Source organism: Streptomyces sp. NPDC042336 (assembly GCF_055581985.1).
The window spans coordinates 110,724-124,799 of record NZ_JBVJEA010000004.1 but is presented as its reverse complement, the minus strand read 5'-3'; the positions used below and the strand labels follow the sequence as shown (position 1 = coordinate 124,799).

12 protein-coding genes are annotated in these 14,076 nt (G+C 72.7%); 7 read left to right on the top strand and 5 right to left on the bottom strand.

Translation table 11 applies throughout. From position 1 onward, the window contains the following. Window positions 1–40: 40 nt before the first annotated feature. A complete protein-coding gene (locus tag ACZ6IM_RS11420; RefSeq protein ID WP_469556082.1) occupies window positions 41–982 on the bottom strand; it encodes a hypothetical protein in 942 nt (313 codons plus the stop codon). 293 nt (window positions 983–1,275) lie between these two features. Between ACZ6IM_RS11420 and ACZ6IM_RS11415 the strand changes: the two genes are divergently transcribed. From ACZ6IM_RS11415 to ACZ6IM_RS11390, 6 genes are all read left to right on the top strand, one after another. Beyond that, complete coding sequence (locus ACZ6IM_RS11415) at window positions 1,276–2,175, top strand: DMT family transporter (protein ID WP_052837977.1); 900 nt, start codon at window positions 1,276–1,278, stop codon at window positions 2,173–2,175. Between the two features lie 28 nt (window positions 2,176–2,203). Beyond that, entirely contained in the window at window positions 2,204–2,719 is a 516-nt protein-coding gene (locus ACZ6IM_RS11410) for an NUDIX domain-containing protein (protein ID WP_469556079.1), read from the top strand. A gap of 562 nt (window positions 2,720–3,281) precedes the next feature. Next, entirely contained in the window at window positions 3,282–3,674 is a 393-nt protein-coding gene (locus ACZ6IM_RS11405; protein WP_052837709.1) for a YidH family protein, read from the top strand. Next, a complete protein-coding gene (locus ACZ6IM_RS11400; RefSeq protein ID WP_052837975.1) occupies window positions 3,671–4,006 on the top strand; it encodes a DUF202 domain-containing protein in 336 nt (111 codons plus the stop codon). Before ACZ6IM_RS11405 ends, ACZ6IM_RS11400 begins: the two co-directional genes overlap by 4 nt. A gap of 213 nt (window positions 4,007–4,219) precedes the next feature. Beyond that, the gene (locus ACZ6IM_RS11395; RefSeq protein ID WP_052843909.1) at window positions 4,220–5,245 is read left to right on the top strand and encodes a phosphotransferase family protein; all 1,026 of its coding nucleotides are present in this window, start codon (window positions 4,220–4,222) and stop codon (window positions 5,243–5,245) included. A 7-nt stretch (window positions 5,246–5,252) separates the two neighbouring features. Further along, window positions 5,253–6,467 (top strand): acyl-CoA dehydrogenase family protein, encoded by a 1,215-nt coding sequence (locus tag ACZ6IM_RS11390; protein ID WP_052843908.1) that lies wholly within the window; start codon window positions 5,253–5,255, stop codon window positions 6,465–6,467. A 44-nt stretch (window positions 6,468–6,511) separates the two neighbouring features. On the opposite strand, the gene ACZ6IM_RS11385 is transcribed toward ACZ6IM_RS11390, so the two are convergent. Genes ACZ6IM_RS11385 through ACZ6IM_RS11375 form a run of 3 tightly spaced genes read right to left on the bottom strand, consistent with a single transcriptional unit; the run spans window position 6,512 to window position 9,577 of the window. Next, window positions 6,512–7,105, bottom strand: coding sequence for a TetR/AcrR family transcriptional regulator (locus ACZ6IM_RS11385; protein ID WP_052842023.1), 594 nt, complete (start codon window positions 7,103–7,105; stop codon window positions 6,512–6,514). A gap of 34 nt (window positions 7,106–7,139) precedes the next feature. Further along, window positions 7,140–8,810 carry a class I adenylate-forming enzyme family protein gene (locus tag ACZ6IM_RS11380; protein WP_469556076.1) on the bottom strand — a complete coding sequence of 557 codons (1,671 nt, stop codon included), beginning with the start codon at window positions 8,808–8,810 and terminating at the stop codon, window positions 7,140–7,142. Next, the gene (locus ACZ6IM_RS11375; protein ID WP_052842025.1) at window positions 8,807–9,577 is read right to left on the bottom strand and encodes an SDR family oxidoreductase; all 771 of its coding nucleotides are present in this window, start codon (window positions 9,575–9,577) and stop codon (window positions 8,807–8,809) included. The genes ACZ6IM_RS11380 and ACZ6IM_RS11375 overlap by 4 nt, the downstream gene beginning before the upstream one ends. A 240-nt stretch (window positions 9,578–9,817) precedes the next feature. Here ACZ6IM_RS11375 and ACZ6IM_RS11370 point away from each other — a divergent pair, with 240 nt between their 5' ends. Further along, complete coding sequence (locus ACZ6IM_RS11370; RefSeq protein ID WP_469556072.1) at window positions 9,818–11,080, top strand: exo-beta-N-acetylmuramidase NamZ family protein; 1,263 nt, start codon at window positions 9,818–9,820, stop codon at window positions 11,078–11,080. Window positions 11,081–11,096: 16 nt separating this feature from the next. On the opposite strand, the gene ACZ6IM_RS11365 is transcribed toward ACZ6IM_RS11370, so the two are convergent. After that, on the bottom strand, window positions 11,097–13,904 hold the full coding sequence (locus tag ACZ6IM_RS11365) for a penicillin acylase family protein (RefSeq protein WP_469556069.1): 2,808 nt from the start codon (window positions 13,902–13,904) through the stop codon (window positions 11,097–11,099). Window positions 13,905–14,076: the final 172 nt, after the last annotated feature.

The window sequence follows — 14,076 nt, the reverse complement described above, 5'->3', positions numbered from 1 at the left end:
CCTTCTCTCATGTGGGTGGTGTGCGTCGGGTCGTCGGCGGTCAGCCCGTGCCGAGGGCGCCGGCGCGGGCGGCCCGGAAGGCGGGGAACGGGTCGCGGTCCGGGTACGACCACGGGGCCGGCGTGGCGTGTTCGCCGATGCGGTGGAACAGCGCCGCGGCCTCGGCGCCGCGGCCCTCGCAGGACTTGGCGTGGGCGAGGAAGTTGAGGTCGATCAGCCGGCGCGGGTGGCCGTCCTGCTCCCACTCCAGCCACCAGTCGAAGGCCGCCTTCATCACCAGCCGGGCGCGGCGGCCCACCCAGTGGCCGGAGGCGGCCGGGTCGGGGGACTCGTGTCCGGCGGCGGCGAGCACGCGGTAGCGCTCGGCGTGCGCGACGACCGGGAGGATGGCCAGCGGGGAGTCGGCGGGGGCCTGCTCGGCGGCCCAGTTGGCGAAGTCGTACACCTCGTGCAGCGGGTCGGGGCCGCCGCGCTCGGCGAGCCGGGCCACCATCAGGTGGTGCGCGTGGTGGTGGTCGGCGTACCGGCCGCGCACCTCGTCGAAGACACGGACGACGTCCTCGTCCGCGCCCAGGGAGCGCTCCAGCATGAGGAGCCCGAGCCAGGGCGTGGGATCGTCCGGCACCAGGGCGGCGGCGTCCCGGCACACCTCGCGGACCCGGGCGGGCTTCTCCCGGCCCCGCAGGGCCCGGTGGACCAGGGCGAGGGCGAGCAGCACCGAGGCGTCGGCGGAGTCGGGTTCGGCCAGCAGCCACTCGCGGGCCCAGGCGGCGCAGTGGGACTCCTTGGCGAGCACCGTCACCCGGTGTCCCCGGCGGTCCCAGTCGTCACCCGTGTGGACCAGCAGGGAGCGGACGGACTGCCAGCGCCCCTGAGCCAACGCGGTGCGCCCGGCGGCCAGTTCGGCGTCGTCGAGGGCTTCGTCGAAGGCCTGGGCCGCGCGTTTGCGGCCGCGGCCGAGGGGAGGCGGGGGTGGGGACACCGCGGGAAACTCCCTCACGCGACGCGACAGGTCGTCGTAGCCGGATTGCCATGAACTGATCACGCACAGCAAAGCGGCAGCCAAGGCTTGACGTCAAGAGGAATCAGGTTGTTACACGCGTCAACTCACGTGACTCCAGGGGCACTTGTTGCGACGGCGGCCACCGTCGCCGTCCCGGCCGGCCGCCGCCGCTTCGGTTCCCGAATGCGCCACTCGCCCGGCATCCGGCGCCCACCCGCACTAGAGTCGGCCCCGACGCCCCCGTGACCCGACTGATGATCGAGGTACGCAGCGTGTCGGTTCTCGTTCTGGTTCTCGCCGTGTGCGCCGCGTGCTGTCTGGGTTTCGGTTTCGTCCTCCAGCAGAACGCGGCCCAGCGCGCCCCGCTGGGCGACTTCCTCTCGCCCCGCCTCCTGCTCGACCTCGTACGGGTGCCGCGCTGGCTGGCCGGCATGGGGCTGATGGTGGCCGGTATGGCGCTGGGCGCGCTCGCGCTGGGCGGTGGCGAACTGACCCTCGTCGAACCGCTGCTGGCGACCAACCTGCTCTTCGCCCTCGCCCTCTCCCGCATCCAGACCCGGCAGCCGCTGGGCCGCCAGGGCTGGGCCGGGCTCGCGCTGCTGGCGGGCGGGGTGACCGCGTTCATCCTGGCGGGCGAGCCGCGCGGGGGCAGCGCGGTGACCGACCCGCTGCGGCACTGGCTGATCGTCGGCGTGATGCTGGGCCTGGCCCTTCTGCTCACGCTGAGCGCCGGCCGCCTGCGGCTGACCTGGGGTCCGACGCTGCTGGCCCTGGCCGCCGGTCTGCTGTACGGGGTGCAGGACGCGTTGACCCGGGTCAGTGGCCGGCGCTTCTCGGCGGGCGGCCTCGCCGAGCTGCTGACGGGCTGGCAGCCGTACGCCGTGGTCGTGCTGGGCGTCACCGGTCTGGTCCTGGTCCAGAGCGCCTTCGAGACGGCGCCCCTGCGCAGGTCGCTGCCCGCGCTGACGGCTGCCCAGCCGCTCGCGGGCATCGCCTGCGGGGTCGGTTTCCTCGGCGACCGGCTGCACACCGACGCCGGAGCGCTCGCGTGGCAGGCGGGCGGCCTCGCGTCGGTCGTGGCGGGCATCGTCCTGCTGGGCCTGCACCCGGCGATGCCGCAGGGGACGGGCTCGGGCGAGAGCGGGCGCGAACCGGCGCTGGAGCGGCGCTGAGGCCCGCGGCGGCTGCTTGGATGGGCAGATGAGCTCTGCTGACGAGATCTTGGACATCGTCGACGAGAACGACCGTGTCGTCGGGCGGGCCCGGCGCGGTGACGCGTACGCCCGGGGGCTGCGGCACCGGTGTGTGTTCGTGTGGGCCCGCGACCCCGAGGGGCGGGTCTTCGTCCACCGTCGCACGGCGACGAAGCTGGTGTTTCCCGGGCGGTACGACATGTTCGTCGGCGGGGTGGTGGGCGCGGGCGAGTCCTACGACGAGGCGGCGCTGCGCGAGGCGGAGGAGGAGCTGGGGGTGAGCGGGCTGCCGCGGCCGGAGTTCCTGTTCAAGTTCCTGTACGACGACGGGGCCGGGCGGACGTGGTGGTCGGCGGTGTACGAGGTGCGGGTGACGGGGGCGGTGTCTCCGCAGGTGGAGGAGGTGGCGTGGTACGGGTTCCTGCCGGAGGCGGAGCTGGAGGGACGGCTCGGGGAGTGGGAATTCGTGCCGGACGGTCTGTCGGCGTATGCGCGGCTGCGATCTTGGCGGGACGTGCACTGATCCGGCGTCCCCTCGGCACCCGGCGTGAGTGTGGGCGCGAGGTGGGGAGCGCGGCCCGGCGCAGCGGGGTGCCGCTGCGCCCACCCTCCCCCACTCTCGGCTTCGCTCGAGCGGGGGGACCCCCATCGCCCCAGCGGCACGACTGCCCGCAGCTAGGGGGATGCGGCGGGAGAGCCGCGTACGGCGGGCCGGGGCAGCGCGGCGTCGGCGGGCCGCAGTCGCGCACGGCGAGAAGGGGCCGTGTCGGGGGGTGTCCGCCCGCAGCGGTTGGCGCGTCAACGCCGGGGGAGATCTGTGGCCGACCGATTCCGCGCCGTTCCGAGGACGGACACCCCCCGGCACGGCCCCGACCCACCCACAACGCACCGCGCACCGCGCACCCCCACCGAACCCGCACAGGCCGCCGCAGGCACCCCGCACCGCGAACCCCCACCACCCCGCACAGGCGCCGCAGGCACCCCCCACCGGAGCCGCACAGGCGCCGCAGGCACCCCGCACCCCCCCCACCGCCCCGCACAGCCCGCCGCAGTCACCCGCGACGGAGGCCGGATAGGGTCCCCGGGTGATCGATTTCGTGCGGAGCGTTCGGCTGTGGTTCGTGCCTGCGAAGGTGCGGCAGGAAGGGGGCACCCCCGACTACCGGTTCTCGCTGGCCAATGAGCGTACGTTCCTCGCCTGGCTGCGTACCGCCCTCGCGCTGATCGGCGGCGGGTTCGCGGTGGACCAGTTCCTGCCCGACCTGCGCTGGGGCTGGCGGGTCGGGCTCGCGCTCGCGCTGCTCGCCGCCGGTGTGCTGTGCTCGCTGCGGGCCGTGAACCACTGGGCGCGCTGCGAACGCGCCATGCGCCGGGGCGAGGACCTCCCCGTCTCCCGCTTCCCGGCACTGCTCAGCCTGGTCGTGGCCGTGGTCGCCGTGGTCATGGTCGTCGTGGTCCTCACCGGCTGGGAGGGCTGAGCGTGAGCGGCGCCGACGCGGCCCCGGCGGACCGCGATCCCGGGCTCCAGCCCGAGCGCACCCGGCTCGCCTGGCGCCGTACCACCCTGTCCGGCACCGTCGTCGCGGTACTCGCCGCGAAGACCGCGCTGCACGGGGGTGCGACGACCGTCTCGGTGCTCGCCGCCGCCCTGTGCTGCGTGCTGTGGCTGGCCTTCCTGCGGATCGCCCACGGCCGCATCGGCACCCTCGCCGCGGCGAACAGGCCCCGCGCCCTCACCCCGGCCCACGCCGCCGCGGCGGCCTTGTGCACGCTGGCCCTCGCCGCCTGCGGGGCGTTGCTCGTCCTCTGAGGCCCCCGAGCCCCCCCGGCCCCCGAGCCCCCCCCCGGCCCCCGAGGCCCCCCGAGGCCCTCGAGACCCCGAAGACCCCCAAGGTTCCCGAGGCGGCGAGGCCCCGCAGAACCGGCCGTAACGCCGATCACGTTCGGCCCGCCCACTGGACGGCATACCGACCGGTCGGCATCATGTGTCGGGTACTGTTCACCCGTCCCCCAGGGAGAGACGATGAGCCCCGACCACCCGCCCGGACTCGATCTCGACCGGTTGCGCGTCCTGCTCGACCGCGAGCGGCCCGGTCTGGTGACCGGCCCGCTGTCCGGCCGGCTGATCGAGGGCGGACGGTCGAACCTCACCTACTCGGTCTCGGACGGCACCGCCCGTTGGGTCGTACGACGCCCGCCGCTCGGCCACGTCCTGGCGACCGCGCACGACATGAGGCGCGAGCACCGCGTCATCGATGCCCTGTACCCGACCGACGTGCCCGTCCCGCGCCCGGTGCTCCTGTGCGAGGACGAGGAGGTGCTCGGGGCGCCGTTCTACGTGATGGAGTTCGTGGACGGCACCCCGTTCCGCACCGCCGAACAGCTCGCCCCCCTCGGGCCCGAGCGCACCCGCGCCGCCGTGCTGAACCTGGTGGACACGCTGGTCGGCCTGCACGCGGTGGACCCCGCCGAGGTGGGCCTCGCGGACTTCGGCCGACCCGAGGGCTTCCTGGACCGCCAGCTCCGCCGCTGGGCCAAGCAGCTCGACGCCTCGCGCAACCGCGACCTGACCGGCATCGACGAGCTGCACGCCACCCTCGGCCGGGAGCTGCCCCGCTCCCCCGCCCCGACGGTGGTGCACGGCGACTACCGCCTCGACAACGTCCTGATCGGCGGCGAGGACGACGAGATCCGGGCGATCCTCGACTGGGAGATGTCCACGCTCGGCGACCCGCTGACCGACCTGGGCCTGCTGGTGATGTACAGCAGCCCGCTCGGCATGCCCGACTCCCCCGTCTCCACCACCGCCCAGGCGCCCGGCCACCCCGCCCCCGCCGAGCTGGTCGAGCGGTACGCCGCCCGCTCGGGGCGCGACGTCTCGACGGTCGCCTGGTACACGGCGTTCGCGTGGTTCAAGCTCGCCGTGATCCTGGAGGGCATCCACTACCGCTACACGCTGGGCCAGACGGTCGGCCGCGGCTTCGACCGCATCGGCGACCTCGTCCCCGTCTTCATCGAGCACGGCCTGACCACCCTCCAGAAGGGCTGACCCCGCCATGGACTTCGCGTACGACGCACGCACCGAGGAACTCCGCGCCAAGCTGCTCGCCTTCATGGACGAGTACGTCTACCCGGCCGAGCAGGTCGCCCACGAGCAGCGCGCCCGCCTCGCCTCGCCGTGGAACACCCCGCAGGTCGTGGAGGACCTCAAGGCCGAGGCCCGCCGCCAGGGCCTGTGGAACCTGTTCCTGCCCGACGCCGAGCACGGCGCCGGTCTCACCAACCTCCAGTACGCCCCGCTCGCCGAGATCACCGGCCGCAGCCCGCAGCTGGCGCCGACCGCGACGAACTGCGCGGCGCCGGACACCGGGAATATGGAGGTGCTGGCCCAGTTCGCCGACGCGGCGCAGCAGAAGCAGTGGTTGGAGCCGCTGCTCGCCGGGGAGATCCGCTCGGCGTTCGCGATGACGGAGCCGGACGTGGCCTCCTCGGACGCCACGAACATCACCACGCGCATCGAGCGCGAGGGTGACGAGTACGTCATCACGGGCCGCAAGTGGTACATCTCGGGGGCGATGAACCCCGACTGCGGGATCTTCATCGTGATGGGCAAGACCGACCCGGACGGCGAGGACATCCGCCGCCAGCAGTCGATGGTGCTGGTTCCGCGCGACACGCCCGGCGTGACCGTCAACCGTGCGATGCAGGTCTTCGGATACGAGGACCACTACCACGGCGGCCACGCCGAGGTGACGTTCGACCACGCGCGCGTGCCGGTGTCGAACCTGATCGGCGAGGAGGGCGGCGGCTTCGCCATCGCCCAGGCCCGGCTCGGTCCGGGCCGGATCCACCACTGCATGCGGCTGATCGGCATGGCCGAGCGCGCGATCGAGCTGATGTGCCGCCGCGCGGTGTCCCGCGAGGCCTTCGGCAAGGCGCTGGCCCAGCAGGGCGTGGTCCACAACTGGATCGCGGACGCCCGGGTCACCGTCGAGCAGCTGCGGCTGCTGGTGCTGAAGACCGCCTGGCTGATGGACACCGTCGGCAACCGGGGCGCGCACACCGAGATCCAGGCCATCAAGATCGCCACGCCCCGCGCGGTGGTCGACATCATCGACCGGGCGATCCAGCTGCACGGCGCGGGCGGCGTGAGCCAGGACTTCCCGCTGGCCGAGCTGTACGCCGGGGCGCGGACGCTGATGATCGCCGACGGCCCGGACGAGGTCCACCAGCGCTCGCTGGCCCGCCGGGAGATCAAGAAGTACCTCTGAAGCCGGGCGACGGTCCCCCCTGAGCCTGCGGGGGGACCGTCGGCTCAGGGACGCAGCGCGCGCAGCAGCAGGTCGGCCAGGTGATCGGCGACCTCCTGCGGGCTGAGCGGGCCGTTCGGCCGGTACCAGGTGGACAGGTGGTGGATGGACCCGAAGTGGTAGTCCACCACCAGGTCGGCCGGGGTCTCCTTGGTGAAGACGCCGGTCCGCTGTCCCTCCTCGATGAGTGCGCGGAAGCGCTCGTGGTAGCGCCGGCGCTCGGCGCGCACCTGTTTGTTCTTCTCCGGGCTGAGCTGGTGCATGGAGCGGAAGAAGATCGACGCGTCGTCGAGGTTGTCGATGGTCGTGACGACGACGTCGGCCGCCGCGTCCCGCACCCGCTTCTCGACCGGCGCGTCGGCGTCCGCGAAGGCGTCCAGGCGTTCCTGCTGGAGGCGCAGCACGCGCGCGTACACCTCGTGCAGGAGGTCGTCCTTGGAGCCGAAGTAGTGGTAGAGCGCCCCCTTGGTGACGCCCGCCGCCTCGACGATCTCCTGTACCGAGGTGCGGTCGTAGCCCTGCTCGGCGAAGAGCCGGGTGGCGGCGGCCAGGAGCCGCTGCGGCACCGGAGTGCCGTCCCCGTCCGTGGTCCTGGGCACTGCCGTCACCTGCCTTTCCGTTTTCACTGTCCGTTCACTGCTGCGTCCCGCCGCCGGCGGAACGCAGTTCCCGACGGAGGATCTTCCCACTCGCCGTCTTCGGCAAGTCGGGCAGGATCTCCACCTGGCGCGGGTATTTGTAGGCGGCCAGTCTCTCCTCGCAGTACGCGACGAGTGCGTCCGGGTCCGTGGCGGCGCCCGGCCGCAGGCTGATGTACGCCTTGACGGTCTCTCCGCGGTACCCGTCGGGCACGCCGACGACGGCCGCCTCGCGCACCGCGGGGTGGGTGTAGAGCACGTCCTCGACCTCGCGCGGCCAGACCTTGAAGCCGGAGGCGTTGATCATGTCCTTCTTGCGGTCGACGACGTAGAGCCAGCCCCGGGCGTCCATGAAGCCGATGTCCCCGGTGCGCAGTTCGCCGCCGGGGAAGGTCTCGGCGGTGGCGTCCGGGCGGCGCCAGTAGCCGGGGACGACCTGGGGGCCGCTGACCACGATCTCGCCCTGCTCCCCGAAGGGCACCTCCGCGCCCTGGTCGTCGACGATCCGCGCGACGCTCTCGGGGCCCGGCACGCCGACCGCCAGGGTCCCCGAGACGGGGTCCACCGGGGCCTCCAGGTGCGGCGGTACGGACGCGCAGGGCGCCGTGCACTCGGTGAGCCCGTAGCCGTTGCGGATGTACGGGCCGAAGCCCGCGCGGAACTTCTCCACCAGGGCGGGCGGCAGCGGGGCGCCGCCCGAGGAGATGTTCGCGAAGGACGCGAAGTGCTCGCGGGTGACGGAGGGGTGGGCGGCGAGCGCCATGAAGGCGGTGGACGGACCGACCGTGTAGTGCGGCCGGTGCTCGGCGAACGCGTCCAGGACGACGCCCGCCTCGAAGCGGTACGCCAGGACGAGGGTGCCCACGCTGTTCAGGCAGGCGCCGAACTCGCAGACCATGCCGGTGATGTGGAACAGCGGGGCCAGCGCGAAGTAGACCGGCGCCTCGGGCAGGCCGAGCCCGGTGCGCTGCCGCTCGGCGTTGTACATGATGTTGCGGTGGGTGTTGGTGGCGCCCTTGGGTGTGCCGCTGGTGCCGGAGGTGTAGCTGATGAGCGCGGTGTCGCCGGGCTCCGGGTCGCGGTCTTCGGGTGCCCGGTGACCGGCGCGGGCCACCCGGGCGAGGTCGTCGGCGTCGGGGGCGTCCGGCAGCCGCTCGAACGTCAGCACGCGCGCGTCCTGGCGGGTCTGGAAGTCCAGCTCGCACCCGGTGAGCACGATCCGCACCGGCGAGTCGGCGGCCGTCTCGCGCAGGTACGACGCCCAGGCCCGGTCGGAGCAGATCAGCGCGGCCACCTCGCCGTCCCGCAGGACGTGGCCGACCTCCCCCGACTTGTACATCGGGTTGACGGGCACGACGACCGCGCCCGCCTTCCAGGCGCCCAGGACGGCGAGCACGAAGTGCGGGGAGTTCTGCAGCAGGACCGCGACCCGGTCGCCCCGCTCCAGGCCGCGCGCGGCGAGGTGCCCGGCGACGGAGTCGCTCAGTTCGTCCACCTCACGGTAGGTGAGGCGGCCGTCGAAGTAGGCGAGGAAGACGCGGTCGGGAGCCTCGGCGGCCGCCCTGCGCAGGGCGTGCACGAGGGAGGCGTCGGGGTCGAGCGGGGCCTTCTGCGCATCGGTCAGCAGTGCCAGCCAGGGCTTGGCCGCGTAGCGGGAGCCGGTCACCGGGCCGTCGCCTCCTCCCACTGCCGCTGGAGCCGGTTCATGCCGTGCAGCCAGCGGTCGGGTTCGGTGGCCCGTGCCTGGTAGTACTCCGCCACCTCGGGGTGCGGCAGGATCAGGAAGCGATCCTCCTCGATGCCCTTGAAGAGGGCGTCCGCGACGTCCTGCGGTTCGATCGCGGTGGGCTGGAGCACCAGTTCGCCCGCGCTGCCGCTCGCGGTGAGCATGTCGGTGCGCACCCCTTGCGGACAGATGGCGTGGACCTTGATCCCGCGGTGGCGGTACGTCAGGGACAGCCACTCGGCGAAGGCGTACGCGCCGTGCTTGGTGACGCTGTAGGGGGCGGCGCCGATCATGGTGAGCAGTCCGGCGGCCGAGACGGTGGAGACGAAGCGGCCGCTGCCGCGCTCCAGCCAGTCGGGGAGCAGCTCGTGGGCCGCCCGCACGTGGGCCATGACGTTGACGTCCCAGGCGAGGGCCCAGACCGTCTCGTCCGCGGCCTCCGAGCCCCCGCTGCCGACGCCCGCGTTGGCGCAGTACACGTCGACCGTGCCGCCCAGCGCGTCGCGGGCATCGGTGACGATCGTCGAGGCGTCGCCGGGGACCGCGATGCCGCCGATCTCGTCGGCGACGGCCTTCGCGCGGCCCGCGTCCAGGTCGTTGACGACGACGCGGGCTCCCCCGGCGGCGAAGCGGCGGGCCAGCGCGGCGCCGATGCCGCCTCCCGCCCCGGTGACGACGACTCCGGCATCCTGCACGGCTTCCACCATCGGTCTCCTTCGACACGACTTCGACACGACATCAGTACGACATCCGCGCGGCTGCCACGGAGCCGCGGCGCGGCCGTGGGACGGCCACGACGCCCGCGCGGCGACTCCGCCACAGCGTCAGACTAACCAGTCGGTATGTTCGGCGGAAGAGGTGAACCGCGGTCTACTCCATTCCCTGCGGTCCGGGCGCGGGTTAGCGTGCGTGCGCATGACACCCGCCGCGATCACGGAGGTCACCGCATGACGCTGTCCAGACGGAACCTGCTCGCCACGACGGCCGCGGTGGCGGCCGGCACCACTGCCGCCGCCGCTTCGGCGGGCACGGCGCAGGCCGCGCCCGCGGGGGACGGGGGCCGCCGGCTGCGCACCGGCTTCGAGCGCCTCACCGACGGCGGCTACGCCCCGCTCAGGGGGCAGAAGGTCGGCGTCATCACCAATCCGACCGGCATCACCCGGGATGTGCGCCACATCGTCGACGTGATGCATGCCGACGACCGGGTGGACCTGACGGCCGTCTTCGGCCCCGAGCACGGCTTCCGCGGTACGGCGCAGGCGGGCGGCTCGGAGGGGCGCTACGACGACCCCGCGACCGGGCTGCCGGTCTACGACACGTACCTGAAGAGCGGGCAGCCGCTCGCGGACGTGTTCACGGCCTCCGGCGTGGACACCGTCGTCTTCGACATCCAGGACGTGGGCGCGCGCTTCTACACGTACATCTGGACGCTGTTCGACTGCATGGAGGCGGCCGGGCTGGCGGGGAAGCGGTTCGTGGTCCTGGACCGGCCGAACCCGGTGACCGGGCGGGCGGCCCTCGGTCCGGTCCTGCACAAGGAGTTCGCGACCTTCGTCGGCCGGCAGCCGATCGCGCAGGCGCACGGCATGACGGTCGCCGAGCTGGCGCTGCTGTTCAACGGCGAGTTCCTGACCTCGCCGGTGCCGCTGGAGACGGTGACGATGACGGGCTGGAAGCGCTCGGAGTTCTACGACGCCTCCGGGCTGCCCTGGGTGCCGCCGAGCCCGAACATGCCGACACCGGAGTGCGCGCTGGTGTACTCGGGCACCTGTCTGTTCGAGGGCACGAACCTCTCCGAGGGGCGCGGCACCACCCGCCCGTTCGAGCTGCTGGGCGCGGAGGGCATCGGCGGGGACTGGGCCGCCGCCGCGAACGAGGTCGGGCTGCCGGGCGTGCGTTTCAGGGAGGCGTACTTCCAGCCCACCTTCTCCAAGTTCCAGGGCAGGACCGTCGGGGGCGTGCAGCTCCACGTGCACGACCGGGCCGCCTTCGACCCGGTGCGCACCGGCATCGCCCTGCTGGTGACCGCGAAGCGGACCTGGGACGGCTTCGCCTGGCGGCCGGACAACTGGATCGACAAGCTCACCGGCTCCGCACGGGTGCGCACGATGATCGACGCGGGCGCGGACACCGGCGAGGTGGTGGCCGGCTGGGAGGCGGAACTGGCGGCGTTCCGCAGGACACGCCGCCAGTACCTGCTCTACAGGTGACCGTCGTACCGGCCGGTCACCGGTGGGAGGTGAACTCCACGACCTGCTGGTAGGTCGGCCGGTTCTGCCAGCCGATGCCGCCGTGCTTGATGCCGCCGAGGGTGCGGTGGATCACCGAGTCGGCGCACCACTGGTCCCCCGCCGAGCAGTTGTCGTCGCCGGGATAGACCTGGGCGCCCGTGCGGCCCGCCGCCTCCTCCAGGGTGGAGACCAGGCTGTCCCGGCAGGCGGCGAGATCGCCCGCTCCGCAGTAGGTGTGCGCCAGCGGGCCCTTGACGGACTCGCCGAGCACGGCCCTGATGTCCTTGTCGACATAGCTCCACCAGCCGTACTGGAAGGCGCTGCCGGCGTGGGCGCCGGTCGGGCCGTGGGCGGCGGACGGGGACTCGTCGACGGGCAGGTTGCGGGTGAAGGCGCTGTACAGGTCGCTGCCCAGGCCGGGTTCGAACTCGGCCTTCACCAGCAGCGGCCACCAGGCGTCCAGGGTGCGGATCGCGTCGGCGTGGGCGTACTTCCTGGAACCGGCCGAGGTCTCCGTGCGCAGACCGCCTGCGGACAGCCACGCCTTGAGCCGGTCCACGGCCGTCTTCGCCGCGGGGTCGGTGACCGGCGCGGACTCGACCACCTTCAGCAGGTCGGGCAGGACGTCCTCGGCGCGCAGGTCGGCGAGGGCGGCCTCGGCCATGGCCTTGACCAGCGCGGTGCGGGTGACACCGCCCTGGGCGACCAGCTTCTTCACCCGGTCGTCGAGGAGGTTGCCGCGGTGGACGGAGCCGTTGCCCCAGGAGGCGGCCGGGTAGTCCTTGGCCTGCTTGTTGTTCCAGGAGACGTAGTAGTCCTGGTCGACCGACCGCGGATGGGCCAACGCGCCGGTGTACCGGGCGGTGTTGCCGGCCGGGTCCCAGCCCTGCCACTCGTACGCCGGCCGGGCCCAGACCGGGAACTCGGCGTCGACGCCGTTCGCGCGCACCGGGTTGTCGCCGCTGTTGTAGTACGCGGTGTGCTCGGAGTCGGCGTAGAACCAGTTGAAGGTGTAGTTGATGTGCTGGACGGCGCCCTGGAAGCGCTCCGGGCTGTTGAGGTAGTCCGGGTCGTTCAGCATCTGGAAGCCGATGATCGAGTCGGCCTCGTGGAGGTAGGAGGAGCGCAGGGTGGTGTAGGCGACCTTCTTGCCGCCGACCGTGGCGCGGGACTCGACGGGTCCGTACTTGGTGCGCCAGACGCGCATCGTGTAGGAGCCCGCCGCGGTGGAGTCGGCGACGGTCGGCTTCCAGGCGTTGTGCCGCTCGACCTTCTCCATGGGCGTGCAGGTGCCGCGGTAGAGGTAGTGGTAGTCGTCCTGGCACAGCTCGACGGCGTAGGTGTCGATGATGTCCTGGCCCGAGGTGGTCGCGCTCCAGGCGTAGTCCTGGCCGCGGCCGAGTTCGACGTACATGCTCAGGCCCGCGAAGGAGGCGCCGCGGGCGCTGATGCCGGGGCCCTGGATCTCCTGGAGCATGAGCAACTGCGGGGCGAAGTAGCCGGTCTGCGGTCCGAAGACGGCAACCGGGTGGCCGCTCGCGGTGTGCTCGCCGCTGACGACCAGGGCGTTGGACATGCCGCGCCGCGCCGATGTCACGGCCGCGTCCGCCGCCTCGGCGGAGGCACCGGTCGCGCCCGCGGCGCCGGCGCTGCCGGTACGGTCGTACACCAGCGGTTCCGCCTCGACCGACCCGGCGTCGGGCAGGGCCCGGCCCTGCGGGTCGTCCGGCGTGGGCAGGTACGGGAAGCTGCCGTCCTGCTGGGTGAGGACGGCCTCGGGGTCGTTGCGCTGGCGGAAGGACTCCCAGACCTCGGTGCCCTCGGCGACGCCGTACTTCTCCTGGGCGGCGAGGAGGGAGAGCGCGTTGTTGACCTCGCCGCCACCGCCCGCGCCGAAGAGCGAGCCGATGACGGACGCCAGCGCGATCAGGTCGCTGCGCTTGAAGTGCTCGATGGTGCCGGCGTTGGTGATGGCGTCCTTGTGGCCGGTCAGCACGTACTCGCCGGGGAAGTAGCGGCCCTTGTCGGAGGCGTCGATGTAGGCGTTGACGCCGGCGACGTAGGCGTCCACGTCGGCCAGGGCCAGTTCGCCGCGCTCGCCGGCCTTGGCGGCGGCGCTCTCGATCTGCGCCTCCAGGTCGTCCTCGGTGTAGGGCGCGCTGCGCCAGAACTGCTGCTCCAGGCCCTGGTTGGCGGGGGCGCCGCCGGCGAACGGGGTCAACTGGCCGCGTCCGACGTGGCGGAAGAGGTCCATGAGCCACAGCCGGTCCTGGGCCGCGGCGTAGCCGGCGCCGAACTCGGTGCCGTAGCGGGTGGTGCCGGTGATGTGCGGCACGCCGGTCTTCTTGTCGCGGACGATGGTCACGTCGTCGCGTCCCGCGGGGCGGACGGTGGAGGCGGCCTGGCCGTCGGGGACGCCGAAGGAGGCGTCGTTGAAGAACGTGTTGATCTTGTCGTTGGTGAGGCCCTGGTAGCCGGTGGCGAGGTTCGCGTAGGGGCCGAGCTGGTCCTCGGCGTGCGCGGGCTGGGTGCCGAACGCCTGGTTGAGGAGGATCTGGGCGAGGGTGGCGTTGCCGTTCTGGCCGGGCGGCAGGATGTCGGAACACTGCCCGCCGCAGTGGTCGTTGGCGGCGGCCGGGGCGACCGTGGCCTCGACGGTCGTGTCCCCGGCGGCCATCGCCGGGGAAAGCGGTGACAAAACTCCGGCAATGAGCGCGCATACGGATGCGGCCTTCAGGAACCCGTGGAAGCCGCGGGGAGTTCTCAGTCTGTCGAGGGCGTTGCGTGGGGTGCGCCGTGGCATGGCAGCTCCTCCCGACGGGGGTGTGGCGGGACGTTACCGCCGGTATCCCCGAGTTGGAAGATGAACATGCGTCACTTTTTGGGAGCGAGTGGATCGGCTTATGGGGGACATCGGAAATCGGATGGAGCCGAATCGGTTGTCGATACGTCTATTCGGCGACGTCCGTACGACG

Excerpts from the sequence above, each read along its gene's own strand:
- ACZ6IM_RS11395 (WP_052843909.1), top strand. The coding sequence starts at position 4,220 with ATGAGCCCCGACCACCCGCCCGGACTCGATCTCGACCGGTTGCGCGTC.
- ACZ6IM_RS11370 (WP_469556072.1), top strand. The coding sequence starts at position 9,818 with ATGACGCTGTCCAGACGGAACCTGCTCGCCACGACGGCCGCGGTGGCG.
- ACZ6IM_RS11410 (WP_469556079.1), top strand. The coding sequence starts at position 2,204 with ATGAGCTCTGCTGACGAGATCTTGGACATCGTCGACGAGAACGACCGT.
- ACZ6IM_RS11375 (WP_052842025.1), bottom strand. The coding sequence starts at position 9,577 with ATGGTGGAAGCCGTGCAGGATGCCGGAGTCGTCGTCACCGGGGCGGGA.
- ACZ6IM_RS11390 (WP_052843908.1), top strand. The coding sequence starts at position 5,253 with ATGGACTTCGCGTACGACGCACGCACCGAGGAACTCCGCGCCAAGCTG.
- ACZ6IM_RS11365 (WP_469556069.1), bottom strand. The coding sequence starts at position 13,904 with ATGCCACGGCGCACCCCACGCAACGCCCTCGACAGACTGAGAACTCCC.